Below are 20262 nucleotides of genomic sequence, written 5' to 3' on the forward strand. Positions count from 1 at the left end.
TCGAAATTGGATCGGCCAGACCTATGTGCGATCACAGCCCCATTAATGTTGATAGCGACTTTGCCCGTGCGGCTGGCCTGCCTGACGTCATCGGGCACGGAACGCTCAGCATGGCCTGGCTCGGCATGTTGCTCACGCAGTGGGTTCCTCTGTCTTGGATTCAGAAACCGGATGTCCGCTTCAGTGGCATCTGCGGGCTTGCAACCGTGGCGACTTGCTCTGGGGGAGCCCGCGTCGATGCCTACGGCGTGCATCTACCGCCGAAAGCGGTGGATCAGCGCAGCGAAGAAAAACTCGTTGGTGAGGCACTGATTGCCAAGCCTCAATCACTCGAAAAAGGTGAAGCATGAGCAACGCACTGCAAGGAAAAGTGGCACTTATTACCGGCTCTGGCCGTGGCATTGGCCGGGCTGTCGCCCTGAAGTTCGCCTCTCAAGGGGCTCGGGTGGTCATCAACGATCTGGATGCCGAAGTCGCAGACAGCGTTGTTCAGGAGATCATCGCGCTGGGTGGTGAAGCCGTCAGTTGCAACGGCAGTGTCACTGCCGAAGGGTTTGCCGAGCGCTTTATCAAGACAGCGGTCGACTGCTTTGGTGGCCTCGACATCATCGTTAACAACGCGGGTTACACCTGGGACAACGTCATTCAGAAGATGAGTGACGAGCAGTGGCACGACATCATCGATTGCCACCTGACTGCGCCGTTCAAGATCCTTCGTGCTGCCCAGCCCGTGATCCGTGAATCGGTCAAATCGGAGTCTGCTCGAGGCGAGCGGGTACTCCGGCGCGTCATCAACATCTCCTCCCTGGCTGGTGTGTTTGGGAACGCTGGCCAAATCAATTACTCCGCAGGCAAGGCCGGCATCATCGGCATGACCCAGGCGCTGGCCAAGGAGTGGGGACGACTCAACACGACCGTCAACTGTGTCGCCTTCGGTTTGATTCAGACGCGTCTCACCGTGAAGGCCTCCGATAACCAGACCATGAATATCGATGGCCGGGAAATCAAAGTGGGTATCAGCGACGAGATTGCGGCTGCTTCCAAGCACATCATTCCCCTGGGCCGCTTCGGCACCACTGAAGAGGCTGCGGGGGCCGTCTACCTGTTCGCCATCCCGGAAGCCGACTATGTGAGCGGCCAGACCCTTGTCTGCGCTGGCGGTATCACTGGCGTTTAACCTCCCGAGGATTCAAAGATGCAGAATGGACATAGCCATCATCCCTGGATGACTGAGGAGCTATCGGCGACTCGTGAGCAGGCTCGCCGCTTCGCAGAAAAAGAGGTGGCGCCTCGGGTAGAGTCCTGGAGAGAGGTAGGCCACAGCGACCCACAGGTATGGAAACAACTCGCCGACCTCGGGCTGCTACTCCCTGAGCTGTCGGAAGAGTATGGCGGCTCTGGCGGCTCGCTGGCCTACCAGTTGGTGGTGCAGGAAGAGCTGGCGCGCGTTGAGGCGGGGCTCGGCATCGTGACGGTGCACTCCATTGCCGCACACTACATCTTGAACTACGGCACAGATGAGCAGAAGCAGCGCTGGCTCCCTCGTTTGGCCAGCGGAGAGCTGCTGGCCGCTATCGCCATGTCCGAGCCTGGAGCAGGAAGCGATCTGCAAGGCGTTCGGACGCGAGCAACACGAGAGGGTGAGGAGTACGTGATCAATGGCTCCAAGATTTTCATATCTGGCGGTTACAACGCCGGGTTGATCATCGTGGTCTGCAAGACCGATCTGACCCAGGGAGCCAAAGGCATCTCGTTGATCGTTGTCGAAACGAAGGCGCTGGCAGGTTTCAAGGTGGGCCGGTTGCTCAACAAGATCGGACTAAAGGCCTCCGATACGGCGGAGCTGTTCTTCGATGAAGTCCGGGTTCCGGCGGGTAATCTCCTAGGCGGTGTGGAGGGCCGTGGTTTCTATCAACTGATGCAGGAGCTGCCATTTGAACGGATGCAAATTGCTGCGGGAGCCGTTGCAGTGGTGGAGCGTGCGGTAGAGCTCACGGTTCAATACACCAAGGAGCGCAAAGCTTTTGGCCAAAGCATTTTCGACTTCCAGAACACTCGGATGAAACTGGCGGAATGCAAGACCTTAGCTCAGGTCATGCGCAGTTACATGAACGACTGCACCCAGCAACTGGTCGACGGCAAACTCAGCGTAGAAGCGGCTTGTATGGCCAAATGGTGGTGCACCGAGCAGCAATGCAAAGTGCTGGATGAGTGTTTGCAGTTCTTCGGTGGCTACGGCTTCATGCATGAACAGCCGATAGCCAGGTTCTATGCCGATTCTCGTGCGCAGAAAATCTATGGCGGGGCCAACGAAGTGATGAAGGAAGTGATCGCCAAATCGCTGTAAGCAGAGGCTGAGCCCTTCGGGGCTCGCCTTTCCCTCGCTTTAGAGGTGCCCTTTAGTCCAGTGCCAGGGCCTTCATCCAGATCTCACGGGCATTCACCTGGTAGGCAGTCATTCGCTCAATGAGCTGCTGCCGCTTTGCGCTGTTGAACATCTCATCTGGCAGCAATGGATCCAGGATGATCATGCGGATCACTCGACGCCCTTCAATCAGCGTATGCGCGGCAGCCTGCTCCAAGCTCATCGAGAGCAGTTGCCGTTCACTGGCTTCAAGGCGCTTCAGGCAATCGTCGTAGGATTGATCCAGTGCCTGGGTATCCCAGAGCGTCCAGGCAGCTCGCTCATCTTCCTGCGCAAGGCCAGTCACTCCTAGGACGGTGGCGGTTGGCGCAAGGCCCAGCAACATCAGCTCCTGCCTAACCTGCTGGACGCCGCCCTGGATATTGTCGGGCCGCACACTCAAGCCATTAGGCAGTGACTTGAAACCACGTAGCTCCAGTGCTTTGGCATGGCGCTTCAGCGCAGTGCGGTCGGTACGCGATAAGTCCGAATCAAGCACACCTACCCAATCACCTCTCCAAGGCGCCATTTGCCGCTCCTTGTAGAGCCAGTTGCGGACATCCTGAAACAGGCTGTGCCCTGCTGGGTTCCAGGCATAGCAACCTCTGGATTGGGCGGTGACTTTGCCTTGTTGAACCAAACGCGTGAGAGCCACGCGCAGAGTCTGCTCTCCGATCCCCACAAAGCTGCCAGCTCGGCACAGCGCCGCTACAGGAAGCTCATGCGCTTCGTGTGAGGACAAAAGATCGAGGACGAGCTCATTAGCCGTAATGCTATCACTCAAAATATTGCTCTCTCATACGATATTTGTATTTCAATGTAATATTACATGTATTGGTGTACTGTTTTTCCTTATGAAACATTCCTTGCCTGGAGACCTATATGAGCGACCAGCTCGTGATCACCGAAGTTTCTGAGAGCGTGTGCACCATTATCCTCAACCGCCCAGAGCGGCGGAATGCTGTGGATCGGAAAACGGCGGATGCGCTGCGAGAGGCCTTTGAGCATTTCGAGGCTGATGCCAATTTGCGGGTAGCGGTGCTTTACGGCGCGGGGGGGAATTTTTGTGCCGGTGCAGATCTGAAAGCCATGAGCTCTCCTGATGCTCGCAATGAGGTCGATGAGTTCGGTGCAGGCCCAGGGCCAATGGGGCCAACGCGTATGCATCTGAGCAAGCCGGTGATCGCGGCTGTATCAGGCTATGCAGTTGCCGGGGGGCTAGAGCTCGCTGCCTGGTGTGACATGCGAGTCATAGAGGAATCGGCAATCTTCGGCGTCTTCTGTCGCCGTTGGGGTGTCCCTCTAATCGACGGCGGCACTGTTCGTTTACCTCGTCTCATTGGGCACGGACGAGCCATGGATCTCATTCTTACGGGGCGCCCGGTGGACGCCCAGGAAGCGCTGGCGATTGGTCTCGCCAATCGAGTCGTCGCGGACGGCCAAGCGCGTGAGGCCGCCGAGGCCCTGGCAAAAGAAATCGCAGCGTTCCCCCAGCAGTGCCTGGTTGCGGATCGCCAGTCTGCACATCGCCAATGGGATATTCCGATGACCGACGCGCTTCGCGAAGAGGGGGCAGGCGGGTACCCAATCGTTTTCAAAGAAGCCATTCAAGGAGCAGGTCGCTTCTCTGAAGGAGCAGGGCGCCACGGCAGCTTCAAGAACTGAAATGCCTCATCGAACTGAATCGGAGGGAACAACAATGACAACAAGTTACCTTGATTTGATCAATCGCGGTGCACAGCACCATCGAGACAGAACGGCGATTGTGTTTGGTGATGCTAGGTTGACCTTCACTGAGGTGGACGAACTGAGCAGCCAGCTTGCACATGCATTAGGCTCGCTGGGAGCCAACAGAGGCTCCACTGTCGCACTGCTCATGAACAATGGGCTTTACAGCGTGCCGATGGATTTTGCGTGCGTGAAGGGCGGTATCAACAGGGTTCCGATCAACTCCCGGCTGTCACTTTCCGAGCATGTCCGAATGCTGATGGACACACACTGCCAGACCCTGGTATTCGCTCCTGATCTGATTGAGCGCGCCACCGCTCTGCAAGAGCAGATTCCCGGACTCGTCACTCATGGCTTGGGTGTTTCCATGGAGGGCGGCGTTGACCTTCTTGATGAGGCAAGTCGGCATAGCAAGAAATGCCCGAAAGTTGGCGTTCAGCCAACGGATTATGCAGTGACCCTTTTTACTTCCGGTACCACGGGAACTCTAAAAGCCGCCCAGCACACCCAGGCATCCTATGCGGCAGTTTGCCAGAATATCTTTCAGAATTTCATCGACATTGCCCCTGATGACTCAATGCTACATGCGGCCTCACTGATTCATGCGAGCGGAGTATTTGTCCTGCCGTTCTGGCTGCGTGGCGCTCGTACTGTGATCATGCCTGGCTTCGACCCGCTGGCTTACTTGCAGCTCATCCAGAAGGAAAAAATCACGTCGGTGAACATGGTGCCGACCATGCTGCAAATGCTCTTGGATCACCCGTCTTTCCACGGCGCGGATCTATCGTCGCTGCGTCACATCATCTACGGCGCCTCTCCGATGCCTCGACCAGTCATAGAGAAGGCCATCTCGCTGCTTGGGCAGCACCGGTTCTGGCAATACTTCGGACAGACCGAGTTTCCCCTGGCGATTGCTGCCTTGCGACCTGAAGATCATGTGCCCGAGCTGCTTGGTGCATGTGGCCGACCCTCGATAGATGTTGAAATTCGTTTGGTCGATGAGGCCGGGAATGATGTTCCTGACGGCAAAGAGGGGGAAATTGCCGTGCGTGGCCCCTCAATGATGGCCGGTTACTTCAATGCGCCCGCTCTTAACCAGGAGATGTTCTTCGATGATGGTTGGCTGCGTACTCGAGACGTGGGCATCTTCGATGAGCGAGGCTTTCTGCATCTTAAAGACCGCACCTCGGACATGATCATCTCCGGTGGCTACAACGTGTATCCGCGAGAGGTCGAGGACGTCCTTCTCGCTCACCCTGCTGTGGCGGAATGTGCTGTGGTAGGGCTAAAGGATCCCAAATGGGTTGAAGTCGTAACGGCTGTAGTGGTGCTCAAACCGGGGCAAGTGAGCACGGAGTCTGAGCTGATCAACTTCGTCGCCGCGCAAGTGGCCTCCTACAAGAAGCCTCAGAAGGTCATCTTCGTCTCAGCGCTACCGAAGACGCTAATTGGCAAGATCAACCGGCGTGTGCTCCGAGAGGAGCTAGCAGCTTCCTAGGTTTCTGGGACACGATTGCTGTCGGTAGCTAGCTGCTTAGCATTGGGCTGAGCGGTGCTTGAATCGGCCTGGAGATGTTTAGGCAGCGTGCAAAACCCTATCTTCCCGTCATGCAGAAAAGCCCCGAGCTGCATTTCAGTTCGGGGCTTTTGCTTTGCGCCATTGCAAGATGTCCAAGACAGGCCTGGCGGCGGCACCTCTCCACGGATAACGTTCATCTGCATTTCTGAATCCTGGTACGCCAGTCCTTCAAATTCGGCCTCGAAATGATCATTACCACGGTTTTACCGAGGCTCCAGCGCAAGCGATCTTGCGTTGCAGAAACCCATTCTTTTCAGCGGCTTGTTGTGGTCGACTGTCATGCATCGTCTGCACCTGGCACGTCTATAGGGCACCTCTAAAAACCCGATTCAGACCTGAATACAAGGCGTGAAGAGGCGGCTAGCACAAAGAATATGTGGTCAGTACCTATCGCAATGGGGGGGAATGCAGGCCGGAGAAACCGGCCTGTTGTCATCTTTACGCCATCTCCAGCAGGCACGACATCCTTTTCAGGTTGTACACCGCTGATTTGATCGTCAGACCAAACTGCGCGCGTGCCAAGCCAATGCTGCGAATCGTCTTGCCGCCCATCTGCGCTAGGCTGGCAAATACGTGTTCAACCCGAGCGCGTGGGCTGGCGATACGCTTGTTGCGAGCCTTGTCCCGCTTGCCGATGGGCTTACCGGCTTGTCCTTTGCGCTGAATATGCGGGCGCCCATTGAGCTTGAGCCAGTGCTCGCGTGGCTTGTCGTGATAGTCACGATCAGCCCAGAAGTCACGGCTGCTGTTCCCTCGATCCAGGACATCGACCAAGTGAAGTGTGTCGGCCTCGCAGGCATCACTCACCCGCACGTTGCGGATCAGTTTGTGCCGATGATCTACGCTGACCGACAGCTTGTAGCTGAAGTACGATTTGCCATGCTTTTTCGTCCAGCGCGCCTCGACATCCTTTTGTCGGCGTTTCGCTGGTTCCCACTCGATGGGCGCTGCTCGCTGCTTCACTACTTCCTGTTCTTCAGCCGTGCTGTGCTGGGTTGGCGCGCGGACGATGCTGGCATCGATGATCTGCCCTTCGCGTGCGTTGAAGCCGCTGAGCTGCAGTTGGCGCTGCACTTCATCAAAAATCAGATGCTCGACCTTGGCCTGAACGAGCCGCTCACGGAAATTCCAGATCGTATTGCGATCCGGCACGCGCGCAGTGTTCTTCAGCCCGGCAAAGCGCTGAAAGCTCATGCGGTCGAGTAGCTGGAACTCCATCTGTTCGTCGGACAGGTTGAACAACTGCTGCAAGACCAGCAGGCGCGTCATGAGCTCTGTTGGGTACGGAGGCCTACCGCCTTTAGCGCGACTCGGGCGAGGAACCCAGCGGTCGATCTCCTCGGCCATGAGGCGGAAGTCGACATGCTTGTTCAGCAAGGCCAGCGGATCGCCCAAACTGTCGAGTTTCGCTTCACGTTCCTGGTCGGCAAATAGGCTGAGCATGCGCGGGTAGTCCTGTGGTTCAGAGACTCAGATTTTAATGGGAGCAGCCGGTTTTTGGAGGTTCCCAAAGGGGCGCAGTGAGCATACGGCATAACGCGAAAGCCCCGATTTTTCTGGCTTTGGGCAACAACGGGCACCCGTCAAAACGGGTTCAATCTCCCTTCTTCCCGCCACATAGAAAAGCCCCGAACTGCATTGCGTCGGGGCTTGGTTTTTCTGCTTTCCCGGAAAGTCCCGGCTTTCGCCAGGAGCCTTCTCGCTTCAGACCTTGTCCAGATCGGACGCCTGGTGCCGTTCGGGTACTTGCTCCGACTCATCGCCCCAGGTGCGGTTGACGCGGCGGCCGCGTTGCACGGCTTCGCGTTGGGCGATTTCTTCGGCCCAGCGCAGTACGTGGGGGTATTCGTGAACGGAGAGGAATTCTGCGGCCGAGTAGACGTTGTTGCGCACCAGTTCGCCATACCAGGGCCATACGGCGATATCGGCGATGCTGTAGGTGTCGCCGGCCAGGTAGCGGTTGTCGGCGAGGCGCTGGTTGAGCACGTCCAGTTGGCGCTTGGTTTCCATGGTGAAGCGGTTGATGGCGTACTCGTACTTTTCCGGGGCGTAGACGTAGAAGTGGCCGAAGCCGCCGCCCAGGTAGGGCGCCGAGCCCATCTGCCAGAACAGCCAATTGAGGGTTTCGGTACGGCCTGCCGGATCCTTGGGCAGGAAGGCGCCGAATTTTTCTGCCAGGTAGAGCAGGATCGAGCCGGACTCGAACACGCGGATCGGGGGCGTGGTGCTGCGGTCGAGCAGGGCGGGGATTTTCGAGTTCGGGTTGACGCCGACGAAACCGCTGGAGAACTGGTCGCCCTCGCCGATGCGAATGAGCCAGGCGTCGTATTCGGCGCCGGCGTGGCCCTGGGCAAGCAGTTCTTCCAGCAGGATGGTCACCTTCACGCCGTTGGGGGTGGCCAGGGAGTAGAGCTGCAGCGGGTGCTGGCCGACCGGCAGTTCCTTCTCGTGAGTCGCCCCTGCAACCGGGCGGTTGATCTTGGAGAACTGGCCACCGGATGCTGCCAGGTGTTGCCAGACCTTCGGCGGTACGTAGGTGGATTGGGTCATCGATGCCTCGCTTGTCGAAGTGTGACGGGTGCAGTTGCAGCCAAGGCTATCTGGATTGCGCCCGAAATTTGAATGCATAGCGTGCATTTGGATTATCGGCTTGGATGATAGTGCCTGCCGATGATTGCGTTCGTCAGGTGTCGTGGTGGGTGGCAGGGGGAGGGGATGTTTCGCCCGTTTGCACGTCGTTGGGATTTTCCGGCGTAGCGAAGCCCCAGTCGCCGTCCAGGTACCAGTCGTCACCGAGCATTTCCACCGGGTGCATGGTGCGATCCGCGCCGTTGCCGCAGGCCAGGTCAGTGGCCGGGCAGTAGCGGTCGCAGCCCCAGCAGACGCGCTCGGGGTGCTTTGGGAGGAGGGGAAATTTCTTGCTCATGGCGCCACCTTGCGGCAGGTCGTGTCGTCAGGCTAAGGGCGTAGGGTTCGACCCATCTTGATCGAGGTCAAGGTGGGTCTGCCTGACGAACATCGAGGTGGCGCTATCGACTCTGCTGTCGAGGCATTAGCCCCGGTAAAGCTTGCGCAGCAGGTGCAGCAGTTGTTCGCGTTCTTCACCATCCAGAGCGCTGGTGGAGTCCTGGTCGCTTTGCGCGGCGATCTGTTTGAGCTCCTTCAACTGGGTTTCCCCGGCCTTGCTGAGGAAGATGCCGTAGGAGCGTTTGTCCGGCTTGCAGCGCAGGCGCATGGCCAGGCCGAGCTTCTCCAGTTTGTTGACCAGCACCACGGCCTGTGGGGGCTCGATGGCCAGGGCACGGGCGAGTTCGGCCTGCATCAGGCCCGGGTGCTGTTCGATGATCATCAGGGCGGTGAACTGCGCGGGGCGCAGGTCGAAGGCTTCCAGGCGGGTGGAGAGGTGCTGGAAGACTTTCATCTGCGCGCGGCGCAGCACGTAGCCGAGGTAGCGTTCGAGCGCCTGGTCGAGAATGGCGGGGTCGGGGATCTTTTCGCTCAGGTCGGGTGTTCTGGCCATAGTGCCTGCGTTGATGAATTTTCCAGTTAAGCAAGTTAATCATTCTGCTGGCTGGGCTGCCATGACGCCAGCATTAATTGCCGCTGGCGTCCTGGCTGGCGTGCTTCTTCAGACGGTAGGCGAACTGCGCGCGGGTCAGGCCGAGCAGGCGGGCGGCGGCGGCCAGGTTGCCTTCAGCCTTGCTCAGGGCGTCGTCGAGCAGGCGCCGTTCCAGGCGCTCGATGTCCGGCTCGATCTGCAGTTGCTGCAAGCGTTCGAGCAGGTTGTCCTCGCCGTTTTCCGGGCTTTGCATGCCGCTGGAGAGGGTACCGCTCTGGCTCAACGAGTAGAGCTGCGGCGGCAGGGGCTCGTTGTGGAACAGGTGCAGGATGTCGATGGGCCGGCCTTCGTCGCTGGCGATCAGGCCGCGCTCGATCAGGTTCTGCAGTTCGCGCACGTTGCCGGGAAAGTCGTACAGCAGCAGCGCCTTGAGCGCCCGCATGGTCAGCCCGGCAGGTGTGCGCTGGTATTCGCGGCAATAGCGGCTGAGAAAGGCATCCACCAGCAGGGGGATGTCGTCGCGCCGTTCGCGCAGCGGCGGCAGGCTGATAGGGTAGACGTTGAGGCGGTAGAACAGGTCTTCGCGAAAACGCCCGGCCTGCACTTCCTGGCGCAGGTCGACGTTGGTGGCGGCGACCACGCGCACGTCCACCTTGATCGGCTGGCCACCACCGACACGCTCCACTTCGCGCTCCTGCAGGGCGCGCAGCAGCTTGCCCTGGCCGGGCAGGCTGAGGCAGGCGATTTCGTCGAGGAACAGGGTGCCGCCATGGGCGCGCTCGAAGCGCCCGGGGCGTGAATGGCTGGCGCCGGTGAAGGCGCCACGCTCGACGCCGAACAGCTCGGCCTCGATCAGGTTCTCCGGGATGGCGGCGCAGTTGAGGGCGACGAAGGGTTGTTCGCGCCTAGGGCTCAGGCGGTGCAGCTCGCGGGCGAATAGTTCCTTGCCGGCGCCGGATTCGCCGCCGATCAGCACCGTTGCCGGGGTTGGCGCGACGCGCTGCAGGGCGTGGCGGGCGGCGGTGAACGCGGCGCTGGCGCCAATCGGGATCAATTCGCCCGGCTCGCTCGCGCTGCTGCGCAGGGGCGCCGTGGCCTGGCTGGTGGCCGGCGCCGGGGAAGCGTTGGCGTAGAGCAGGGCGAGGTCGGCGCTGACGTCGCCCCATTGTTCGGCGGTCTTGCCGATCACCCGGCACACCTTGTGGCCCATGGCCCGGCACTCCACCTCGCGGAAGATCACCAGGCGCCCGAACAGGCCGCTGACGTAGCCGGTGGCGTAGCCGATCTCGGTCCAGCAGGCCGAGTCCTGGCCGACGCCATAGGCGGCGATGTGTTCGTCCGCCTCGCAGGAGTGGTGCCAGAGAAATTCGCCTTCGTAGAGGCCGGTGTCGGCATCGAACTTGAAGTGCAGCGGCTCCACCTTGGTCATGCCTTCGAGGGTGTGCAGGCGCGTGCCGGCGAAGAACACGGCGGTGCGGTCGGCCTGTGGCCAGCGCGTGCGGATCAGGTGTGCGTCGCGCGCGCCGGACTGGTAGCCGGTACGGGTGAACAGCCCACGCGCGCGTTCCAGGCCGAGGTTGTCGATGAACTCGCGACGCAGGGCGCCGAACGAGGAGCCATGCATCAGCAGCATGCGCTGGTCGTTGAGCCAGATGCGTCCGTCACTGGGGGAGAAGAACAGGCATTCGGCCAGCTCCGCCGTGGTCGGCGACTGATCCTGCTGCAACTGCGAACTGTCGCCGCGCAGCGGGCTGGGATCCTTGCCTTGGGCGAAGTCGCTGAACAGGTGCTTGGGCGTCTCCATGGGTGTCGACTCGCTTCATCAAATCATCAATGGGTAGATAGTTAATTAGCATAACTTTGATCATTTGCGTAATTTCAGTTTGGCAAGAAAAGCCCGTCGACTGCTCGAAAGCTGGACGAAAGTGCCGGATTAGAGCCTCCGCATGAGTTTTCTCGGCGAGTGGGCACAGCGCTTGCTCTAGTGCTTGCAAGGCCAGGCTCGCAACCGATATCGCGAGCGGTGCCCTCACAAGTACAAGAACATCGGAGTGCGATATGTCCGCAGTCAAAGAGGCTGGTTTCCTGCGCGAAGAGCAGTGGCGCGAGAAGATTTTCAACGGCGCCTGGGTCACCCCGCTGGGTGGGGTGAACACCGTGCGCGAACCTGCGACCAATACCCCGCTGACCAGTACCGGCCTGGCCAACGCCGAGGACGTGCGCATCGCCTGCGCCGCGGCTAGCAAGGCGCAGCTAGCTTGGCAGGCGCTGGGGCCGCGGGACAAGGCGCTGATCTTCCGCCGTGCCGCTGGTTATGCCGAGACGCATTTTGCCGAGCTGGCGCTGTTCGTGGCGCGGGAAACCGGCGGCAGCATCCTCAAGGGCAGCCATGAGGTGCGTGAAACCATCGTGCTGCTGCATCAGGCAGCCGGGCTGCTGTCGCAGGGCCATGGTCTGGTGCTGCCCAGCGAGGCCGGGCGTCTGTCCTATGCGCGGCGTGTGCCGCATGGCGTGGTCGGGGTGATCTCGCCGTTCAACTTCCCCCTGGTGCTGTCGCTGCGCTCGGTGGCGCCGGCGCTGGCCGCCGGCAATGCGGTGGTGCTCAAGCCCGATCCGCAAACGCCGGTCAGCGGCGGTTTTCTTATCGCGCGCCTGTTCGAGGCTGCCGGGCTGCCGCAGGGCTTGCTGCAGGTATTGCCGGGCCATGCCGAGGCCGGTGTGGCGCTGTGCGAGAACCCGCAGGTGAAGATGATCGCCTTCACCGGTTCCACCGCTGCCGGGCGCAAGGTGGCCGAGACGGCCGGGCGCACGCTGAAGAAGGTGGCGCTGGAGCTGGGCGGCAAGAATTCGCTGATCGTGCTGGAGGACGCCGACCTGGAATTGGCCGCCAGCAACGCCGCCTGGGGCGCCTGGCTGCACCAGGGGCAGATCTGCATGGCCACTGGGCGCATCCTCGCTCACGCCTCGATTGCCGATGAACTGACCCGCCTGCTGGTGGAGAAGGCCCGTGCCATGACGGTGGGCAACGCCGCCCGTGGCGAGGCGCACATTGGCCCGTTGATCAACGAACGCCAGCACGCGCGGGTCTGCCAGATCGTCGAGGCCAGCGTCGCCGCGGGTGCGCGCCTGGAGGTGGGGGGGCCTGCTGACGGCCTGTTCTACAAGCCCAGCGTGCTTTCCGGCGTGCGCCCCGGCATGTCGGCTTTCGACGAGGAAATCTTTGGCCCGGTCGCCTGCGTGGTGGCGTTCGATGACGACGACGAGGCGGTGGAGCTGGCCAACGCCACCGAATACGGCCTGTCCGCAGCGGTGATCTCGCCCTCGGTCGGGCGCGCCATGGCCATCGGCGAGCGCCTGCACTGTGGCCTGCTGCACATCAACGACCAGACCGTGGCTGACGAGTGCATCAACCCCTTCGGCGGGCGCGGCAATTCCGGCAACGGCGGCAGCGTCGGCGGTCCGGCGGACTGGGACGAATACACCCAGTGGCAGTGGGTGACCATCAAGGATACGCCGCCGCGCTACCCCTTCTGAGCCCAAGCCAACAGAACAATAACAAGAGGAAACCAAGATGAATCTGCAAGGCAAGACCCTGGCGGTAACCGGTGTCGCCTCCGGTATTGGCGCCGAGACCGCACGCCTGCTGCGCTTTCACGGCGCGCGGGTGATCGGCCTGGATCGCAGCGAACCGCACATGAGCCTCGACGGCTTCGTCGAGATCGATCTGGAGCACCCGGCCAGCATCGACCAGGCCGTGGCCCAGCTACCGGCGCAGCTCGACGGGCTGTGCAATATCGCCGGCGTACCCGGTACGGCCAACCCGCACCTGCTGGCGCGGGTCAACTACCTCGGCCTGCGTCACCTGACCGAGGCCGTGCTGCCGCGCATCAACGCGGGCGGCAGCATCGTCAACGTCGCCTCGATTCTCGGCGCGCAGTGGCCCGAGCGCCTGGAGCAGCACAAGGCACTGGCGGCCACCCAAGGGTTCGCCGCTGGCGAGGCCTGGCTGGCGGCCAACCCGGTGCCGCCGCAGACCTGCTACCAGTACTTCAAGGAAGCGCTGATCGTCTGGAGCATGACCCAGGCGCAGCCCTGGTTCATGGCCCATTCGGTGCGCATGAACAGCGTGGCGCCGGGGCCGGTGTTCACGCCGATCCTCGGCGACTTCGTGGCCATGCTCGGCACCCAGCGCACCGAGGCCGACGCGCATCGCATGAAGCGCCCGGCCTATGCCGACGAGGTGGCCGCGGTGATCGCCTTCCTCTGCGCCGACGAGTCGCGCTGGATCAACGGCATCAACCTGCCGGTCGATGGCGGCCTGGCCTCCACCTATCTCTGAACCCACGAGGTCGTAGCACCCCTGTAACACGGCTGTCTCTGCCGACAGCCGTTGCCTCTGCACAACAAGAACAATGAGGAACGACATGAAGCACACACAAGCGAATACCAGCGTTCGCTCGCTGGCCCTGGCCGTCAGTCTTGCCAGCAGCGTGCCGGCCATGGCGGCGCAGATCGATCTGGGCGACAGCGAGTGGCAACTGCGCTGGGACAACACCCTCAAGTACAGCCAGGCCTGGCGCCTCAACCGTGCCGATGACCGGCTCACCAACGCGCCCACGGCGGGTGGCCTGTTCCCCTCGATCCAGAGCCAGGGCGACAAGAATTTCAGCCGTGGGCTGGTTTCCAATCGCCTCGACATTCTCTCGGAAATGGATCTGAGCCACCGCAACTACGGCCTGCGCCTCAGCGGCGCGGCCTGGTACGACCGCGTCTACAACGAGGACACCGACAGCAGCGAGCAGCCGCACTTCCTGCCCAAGACCCGCGACCTGCACGGGCGCGATGCCGAGCTGCTGGACGCCTTCGTCTATCTGCGCGGTGAGTTGGGCGACACCTCCCAGGGCGTGCTGCGCCTGGGCCGGCACAGCCTGGTCTACGGTGAAAGCCTGTTCTATGGTGGCAACGGTATCGGCGCCGCGCAGGGGCCGACCGACGTGGTCAAGCTGCTCAGCGTGCCGGGCACCCAGTTCAAGGAGATCCTGCGCCCGGTCAACCAGATTTCCGGGCAGTTGCAGATCAACCCGCAGCTCTCGGTGGGGGCCTACTACCAGTTCGAGTGGGAACGCTCCAACCTGCCGGGCGCTGGCAGCTACCTGAGTGACCTCGACGGTATCGGCGACGGCTCCGGTGCGCTGACCGATGTGACCGGCGGGCGCACCCTGCACGCCAGTGACATCGAGGCGAAGAACAGTGGCCAGGGTGGCGTGCAACTGCGCTTCAAGCCCGAGGGCACCGAACTGGAGCTGGGCCTGTATGCCGCCCAGTACCACGACAAGGCGCCCAGCGGCCTGTATGGCTACGTCAACGCTACCGGGGCGTCGCCCGTGCTTTCGTCCTACCGCCAGGTGTTCGCCGAGGACATCAAGACCGTCGGCGCCAGCTTCTCCACCGCCTATGGCGACTTCAACTTTGCCGGTGAGGCCTCGCTGCGCTGGAACGCGCCGCTGGTCAGCAACCTGCAGGTGATCGCACCCGGCCAGGTGGCGGACAACGAAGACGATGCGCGCTATGCCAAGGGCCGTACCGCGCACGTCAACCTGTCGACCATCTACCTGCTGTCGCCGTCGGCGCTCTGGGATGGCGGTTCGATCCTCGCCGAACTGGCGTGGAACCGCACCTTGAGCGTCACCGACAACCGCGCCGCGCTGGACAGCAACACCACCCGCGACGCCACGGCCCTGCGCGTGCTGGCCGAGCCGGCGTACTTCCAGATCGCCGATGGTCTCGACCTCAGTGTGCCGATCGGCGTCGGTGTGGTGCTCGATGGCCGTTCCTCGGCGGTGAGCAAGTCCGGCTTCGGCAACACCCATGCCGGTGACTGGAGCGTGGGCCTCAAGGCCACCTACCTGCAGCGCTGGGAGATGGGCCTGAACTACGTGAACTTCTTCGGCGCCCCGGAGGCCGGGCTGCGCGAGGACGGCAACTTCAGCTACGCGCAATCGCTGGCTGACCGCGATTTCGTCTCGCTGTACGTGAAGACCACTTTCTAAGAACAACAACAGGTGTAATGACCATGCCTAACAAGACACTGATTTCCACCCTCTGCAGCTTGGCCCTGCTCACTGGCAGCCTGGCGCAAGCGGCCGTCTCCCCTGAGCAGGCCGCGCGCCTGAAAACCGATCTCACCCCCATGGGTGCCGAGCGCGCCGGCAATGCCGACGGCAGCATCCCGGCATGGGACGGTGGCTACACCCAGGTACCGGCTGGCTTCAAAAGCGGTGACAAGCGCGCCGACCCCTTCGCCGGTGAAAAACCGCTCTACAGCATCAACGCCGCCAACATGAGCCAGTACGGCGAGCTGCTGGCCGAAGGCACCAAGCTGCTGATGAGCAAGTACCCGGACTACCGCCTGGACGTCTACCCCACCCATCGCAGCGCCGCCGCACCGCAGTGGGTGTATGACAACACCTTCGCCAACGCCACCCGTGCCCAGCTCGAAGTGGCCAGCGAGAAGGTCAGCAATGCCTATGGCGGCATCCCATTCCCGATCCCGCAGAACGGCGCCGAGGTGTTGTGGAACTATCGCCTGTCCTGGCAGGGCGGCGACACCATCAGCTCGCCCTTCGACACCTGGCTGATGACCGCTGGCGGCAAGAAGGTGCAGGCCACCCGCGCGCAGTATTCCTACCAGTTCCCCTACTACTTCGAGGAGGGCAATCTGGAGAACTTCAGCGGCAAGTACCTGCTGGGCAAGCTGTACACCGAGCTGCCGTCCTCCAAGGCCGGCGAAGGGCTGATGACCCACTGGGACCTCGACCCCGCCGCCCGCGCCGCCTGGCAGTACCTGGTGGGCCAGCGCCGCGTGCGCCGCGCGCCGAACATTGCCTACGACACGCCTGACTTCGTCACCTCCGGCGTCGGCCTGTTCGACGAGGCCTTCATGGTGTTCGGCCCGACCGACCGCTACGACCTCAAGTTGGTGGGCAAGAAGGAGCTGCTGGTGCCCTACAACAACAACCGCGCCGCCCTGGCCAAGAGTGATGACCTGGTACAGCCGCGCTTCCTCAACCCGGATCTGGTGCGCTGGGAGAAACACCGCGTGTGGGTGGTCGAGGCCACGCTCAAGGCCGGCAAGCGCCATGTGGTGCCGCGCCGCACCTACTACGTGGACGAGGACTCCTGGCAGGTGCTGCTGGTGGACGGCTACGACGCCCAGGGCCGCCTGGGCCGGCAGATGTACAGCCTGACCCTGCTGGCACCGGACATGCCGGCCCTCACCGCGCAGGTGATGTGGGGTAGCTACAACCTCGACACCGGTGCCTACTTCCTCAACTCCTCGAGCAACGACCTGAAGGTGCAGTACCAGAAGATCCCACGGCCTTCTGCCTCCTTCTTCACCCCCGATGCCATGGCCAACTCCAGCATCCGTTGAGTCGAGCAACCGGGGCGGCGTTGCTGCCCCGGCCTTCGAGGAGGTTTCGATGAAAGTCTTAGCGAAAGGGCTCGGCGGGCTCGTCCTGCTGCTGGCCGGTGTTTTCGCCCTGGCCGTGCAAGCGGCCCCCGCCGTGCTGGAGCGCCCGGCGCTGCATAGCGTCAAGGCCGAGCGTAGCGTGATGCTGGGCCTGGCTCGTGCCGGGCAGCGCCTGGTGGCGGTGGGCGAGCGCGGCATCATCCTGCTGTCGGATGACGATGGCGCGCACTGGCGTCAGGCCGAGGCGCCGGTCAGCGTCAACCTCACCGCCGTGCAGTTCGTCGATGCCCAGCAGGGCTGGGCGGTCGGCCATCTCGGCGTGGTGCTGCACAGCAGCGATGGCGGCGAAACCTGGCACAAGCAGCTCGACGGCATCCAGGCCGCCAGGCTGATCCTGCAGGCTGCCGAAGCCGCGGGTGATGAAACCGCCATCGCGCAGGCCCAGGCGATGGTCGCCGACGGCCCGGACAAACCCTTTCTCGACCTGTATTTCCAGAACGATCAGGTCGGCTATCTGGTCGGCGCCTACAACCTGATTCTGCGCACCGAGGACGGTGGCCAGAGCTGGCAGAGCTGGATGCAGCACCTGGACAACCCGCAGGGGCTCAACCTCTATGCCATTCGCGCCTGGCGCGGCGACCTCTACATCGCCGGCGAGCGCGGCCTGCTGCTGCGTTCCAGCGATGGCGGCAAACATTTCGCCGCGTTGCCATCGCCCTACGAGGGAAGCTTCTTCGGCCTGCTTGCCGCCCGGGAGGGGCTGTTGGCTTATGGCCTGCGTGGCAATGCCTGGTGGTCGGTCGATGGCGGCGAGACCTGGCAGGCGCTGGATACCGGCGTGGAATCGGCCCTGGCCGCCGCGCTGGAACTGGCCGACGGGCGCTTGCTGCTGGCCGGGCAGGGCGGTGAGCTGCTGGTCGCACAGCCGGGCAGCCGCAGCGCGCACAGCCTGTCGTTGCGCCTGGCACCGGGCCTGGCCAGTGTCGTCCAGGCCACTAATGGCAGCCTCGCCAGCGCCGGCCTGAGTGGCGTTGCCACCGAGCAAATCCCTGAACAGTCGGCCCAGCGCTGAGTGATCCCCTGTCTGCGTGGCGTGTGCCACGCCTGAGGAGTGCGTAGTGAAATTCGAGAGTCCTGCCGATGCCGAGCCGACCGTTGCCGCGCATCTGGATACCTTCGATCCGCGTTCGGGCAATGTCGTCGAGCGTGCGATCTTCAATCACCGTCTGTTGGTGATCCTGCTGTGCCTGGCGTTGACCCTGCTGCTTGGCTGGCAGGCGCGCGGCATCGGCATCAATGCCAGCTTCGAGAAAACCATCCCTACCCAGCATCCCTACATCGCCAACTTCCTCGCCGAGCGCAGCGAACTGAGCGGCGTCGGCAACGTGCTGCGCATCGCCGTGGCCACCCAGCAGGGCGACATCTTCAACGCCGCCTACCTCGACACCCTGGCGCGGCTCAACGACGAGCTGTACCTGCTGCCCGGTGTCGACCGGCCCTACATGAAGTCGCTGTGGACGCCGACCACGCGCTGGACGGCGGTGACCGAAGAGGGCCTGGACGGCGGTACGGTGATTCCTGATGGCTACGACGGCTCGCCCGCCAGCCTCGACGAGGTGCGCGCCAACGTCGCCCGTTCCGGCGAGATCGGCCAACTGGTGGCCGGTGACATGCGTTCCAGCGTGATCTTCCTGCCGCTGCTCGACCGCAACCCGCAGACCGGCGAGCCGCTGGACTATGCCGCGCTGTCGCAGCAACTGGAGGCCTTGCGCGCCAAGTACCAGGCCGAGGGCGTGAGCATCCACATCACCGGCTTCTCCAAGATAGTCGGTGACCTGCTGGAAGGCCTGGGCCAGGTGGCGCTGTTCTTCATCATCGCCGTGCTGGTCAGCGTGGCCATGCTGCTGGCCTACACCCGCTGCCTGCGTAGCACCTTCGCCGTGGTCGCCTGCTCGCTGGTGGGTGTGCTCTGGCAGGTGGGCTTGTTGGCGTCGCTGGGCTACGCGCTGGATCCCTACTCGATCCTGGTGCCCTTTCTGGTGTTCGCCATCGGCATGAGCCATGGCTCACAGAAGATGAACGGCATCATGCAGGACATCGGCCGCGGCCTGTCGCGCCTGGTGGCGGCACGAATGACCTTTCGCCGCCTGTTCCTCGCCGGGCTCACCGCGCTGATCAGCGATGCGGTGGGTTTTGCCGTGCTCTGGGTGATCGACATTCAGGTCATCCGCGACCTGGCCATCACCGCCAGCATCGGCGTGGCGGTGCTGGTGCTGACCAACCTGGTGCTGCTGCCGGTGCTGCTCAGCTACACCGGCGTTAGCTCCAGGGCGGCGCAGCGCAGCCTGCGCGACCAGCAGGGCGGGCATGAGCGGCACCCGCTGTGGAGCGGCCTGTCGCGCTTCGCCACGCCACGCCGGGCCATCGCCGCGCTGTTGGTCGGCGCCGTGCTGGCGCTGGGCGGCAAGCTCATTGGCAGCCAGTTGCAGATCGGCGACCTCGACCCCGGCGCGCCGGAGCTGCGCGCCGACTCGCGCTACAACCGCGATGCCGCCTTCATGAACGCGCACTACGCGGCCAGCTCGGACATCTTCGTGATCATGGTGCGCACCCCCGAGGATCAGTGCACGCGCTACGCCACCCTGGCCGCAGTGGACGAACTGGCCTGGCGCCTGGAGCAACTGCCCGGCGTGGAGGCGACCAACTCCATGGCCAGCCTGAGCAAGATGGCCAGCGCCGGCTACAACGAGGGCAACCTCAAGTGGTACGAGCTGATCCCCAACGAAGGCGCGCTCGGCGCCGTGCAAACCCGCGCGCCGCGTGAGCTGTTCAACCAGGGCTGCTCGCTGCTGTCGCTGTACGTCTACCTGGCCGACCACAAGGCGGCGACGCTGGCGCGGGTGGTGGCCGAGAGCGAGGCCTTCATCGCCCAGCAGTCGCTGCCGGAGGTGAAATTCATGCTCGCCGCCGGCAGCGCCGGCATCGAGGCGGCCACCAATATCGTGGTCGAGAAGGCCATGCACGAGATGCTCTACTGGGTCTACGGTGCGGTGATCCTGCTGTGCTGGATCACCTTCCGCAACTGGCGCGCGGTGCTTGCGGCCATCCTGCCACTGATGCTCACCTCGGTGCTGGCCGAGGCGTTGATGGTGGCCCTGGGCATGGGGGTGAAGGTGGCCACGCTACCGGTGATCGCCCTCGGTGTGGGTATCGGCATCGACTACGCGCTGTACGTGCTCAGCGTGCTGCTGGCGCGGATGAAGGCCGGCGACAGCCTGGTGGAGGCCTACTACGGCGCGCTGCTGGCCACCGGCAAGGTGGTGCTGCTCACCGGCCTGACCCTGGCCATCGCCGTGGCCACCTGGGTGTTCTCGCCGATCAAGTTCCAGGCCGACATGGGCATCCTGCTGGCCTTCATGTTCCTGGTGAACATGCTCGGCGCGCTGATCCTGCTGCCAGCGCTGGCCTGGTTGCTGTTACCGCGTGATGGCAGGCAGGCGGCGAGATAGGGCACCTGTCGA

General features: G+C 62.7%; 17 protein-coding genes. 11 read left to right on the top strand and 6 right to left on the bottom strand.

Annotation, left to right across the window (positions count from 1 at the left end; genetic code table 11):
• The first annotated feature begins 23 nt into the window (after positions 1–23).
• Genes OU800_RS07900 through OU800_RS07910 form a run of 3 tightly spaced genes read left to right on the top strand, consistent with a single transcriptional unit; the run spans position 24 to position 2347 of the window.
• The gene (locus OU800_RS07900; protein WP_268182639.1) at positions 24–350 is read left to right on the top strand and encodes a MaoC/PaaZ C-terminal domain-containing protein; all 327 of its coding nucleotides are present in this window, start codon (positions 24–26) and stop codon (positions 348–350) included.
• On the top strand, positions 347–1177 hold the full coding sequence (locus OU800_RS07905) for an SDR family NAD(P)-dependent oxidoreductase (protein WP_268182641.1): 831 nt from the start codon (positions 347–349) through the stop codon (positions 1175–1177). Before OU800_RS07900 ends, OU800_RS07905 begins: the two co-directional genes overlap by 4 nt.
• 18 nt (positions 1178–1195) lie before the next feature.
• Positions 1196–2347, top strand: a complete 1152-nt coding sequence (locus tag OU800_RS07910; protein WP_268182642.1) for an acyl-CoA dehydrogenase family protein — start codon at positions 1196–1198, stop codon at positions 2345–2347.
• Between the two features lie 52 nt (positions 2348–2399).
• Here the strand turns inward: OU800_RS07910 and OU800_RS07915 are convergent, their stop codons facing one another.
• Complete coding sequence (locus OU800_RS07915; RefSeq protein ID WP_268182644.1) at positions 2400–3188, bottom strand: hypothetical protein; 789 nt, start codon at positions 3186–3188, stop codon at positions 2400–2402.
• Between the two features lie 98 nt (positions 3189–3286).
• On the opposite strand from OU800_RS07915, the gene OU800_RS07920 reads away from it, so the two are divergent.
• Together OU800_RS07920 and OU800_RS07925 are read left to right on the top strand one after the other, a co-directional pair.
• Positions 3287–4069 (top strand): crotonase/enoyl-CoA hydratase family protein, encoded by a 783-nt coding sequence (locus OU800_RS07920; RefSeq protein ID WP_268182646.1) that lies wholly within the window; start codon positions 3287–3289, stop codon positions 4067–4069.
• A gap of 34 nt (positions 4070–4103) precedes the next feature.
• The gene (locus OU800_RS07925; RefSeq protein WP_268182648.1) at positions 4104–5630 is read left to right on the top strand and encodes a class I adenylate-forming enzyme family protein; all 1527 of its coding nucleotides are present in this window, start codon (positions 4104–4106) and stop codon (positions 5628–5630) included.
• Between the two features lie 519 nt (positions 5631–6149).
• Here the strand turns inward: OU800_RS07925 and OU800_RS07930 are convergent.
• The 5 genes from OU800_RS07930 to OU800_RS07950 form a co-directional block, all read right to left on the bottom strand.
• Entirely contained in the window at positions 6150–7154 is a 1005-nt protein-coding gene (locus OU800_RS07930) for an IS5 family transposase (protein WP_268182650.1), read from the bottom strand.
• Positions 7155–7415: 261 nt separating this feature from the next.
• Entirely contained in the window at positions 7416–8261 is an 846-nt protein-coding gene (gene yghU / locus OU800_RS07935) for a glutathione-dependent disulfide-bond oxidoreductase (RefSeq protein WP_268182651.1), read from the bottom strand.
• A 133-nt stretch (positions 8262–8394) separates the two neighbouring features.
• Entirely contained in the window at positions 8395–8637 is a 243-nt protein-coding gene (locus tag OU800_RS07940; protein ID WP_268182653.1) for a DUF3079 domain-containing protein, read from the bottom strand.
• Between the two features lie 126 nt (positions 8638–8763).
• The gene (locus OU800_RS07945; protein WP_268182654.1) at positions 8764–9231 is read right to left on the bottom strand and encodes a MarR family winged helix-turn-helix transcriptional regulator; all 468 of its coding nucleotides are present in this window, start codon (positions 9229–9231) and stop codon (positions 8764–8766) included.
• Positions 9232–9304: 73 nt separating this feature from the next.
• A complete protein-coding gene (locus tag OU800_RS07950) occupies positions 9305–11074 on the bottom strand; it encodes a sigma-54-dependent Fis family transcriptional regulator (protein WP_268182655.1) in 1770 nt (589 codons plus the stop codon).
• Between the two features lie 254 nt (positions 11075–11328).
• Between OU800_RS07950 and OU800_RS07955 the strand changes: the two genes are divergently transcribed.
• The 6 genes from OU800_RS07955 to OU800_RS07980 all read left to right on the top strand — a co-directional run bounded on the left by OU800_RS07955 (position 11329) and on the right by OU800_RS07980 (position 20250).
• Positions 11329–12804, top strand: a complete 1476-nt coding sequence (locus OU800_RS07955) for a benzaldehyde dehydrogenase (RefSeq protein WP_268182656.1) — start codon at positions 11329–11331, stop codon at positions 12802–12804.
• A gap of 37 nt (positions 12805–12841) precedes the next feature.
• Positions 12842–13609, top strand: coding sequence for a coniferyl-alcohol dehydrogenase (locus OU800_RS07960; protein WP_268182657.1), 768 nt, complete (start codon positions 12842–12844; stop codon positions 13607–13609).
• Positions 13610–13694: 85 nt separating this feature from the next.
• Positions 13695–15320, top strand: coding sequence for a DUF1302 domain-containing protein (locus tag OU800_RS07965; RefSeq protein ID WP_442964741.1), 1626 nt, complete (start codon positions 13695–13697; stop codon positions 15318–15320).
• A gap of 17 nt (positions 15321–15337) precedes the next feature.
• Positions 15338–16702 carry a DUF1329 domain-containing protein gene (locus tag OU800_RS07970; protein ID WP_442964742.1) on the top strand — a complete coding sequence of 455 codons (1365 nt, stop codon included), beginning with the start codon at positions 15338–15340 and terminating at the stop codon, positions 16700–16702.
• A gap of 49 nt (positions 16703–16751) precedes the next feature.
• Positions 16752–17813, top strand: coding sequence for a WD40/YVTN/BNR-like repeat-containing protein (locus OU800_RS07975; RefSeq protein ID WP_268182662.1), 1062 nt, complete (start codon positions 16752–16754; stop codon positions 17811–17813).
• A gap of 46 nt (positions 17814–17859) precedes the next feature.
• Positions 17860–20250: an efflux RND transporter permease subunit gene (locus OU800_RS07980; RefSeq protein WP_268182664.1), complete on the top strand. Its 2391-nt coding sequence runs from the start codon at positions 17860–17862 to the stop codon at positions 20248–20250.
• The last annotated feature ends 12 nt before the right edge of the window (positions 20251–20262 follow it).

It is taken from the genome of Pseudomonas sp. GOM7 (assembly GCF_026723825.1).
Taxonomy (GTDB): domain Bacteria; phylum Pseudomonadota; class Gammaproteobacteria; order Pseudomonadales; family Pseudomonadaceae; genus Aquipseudomonas.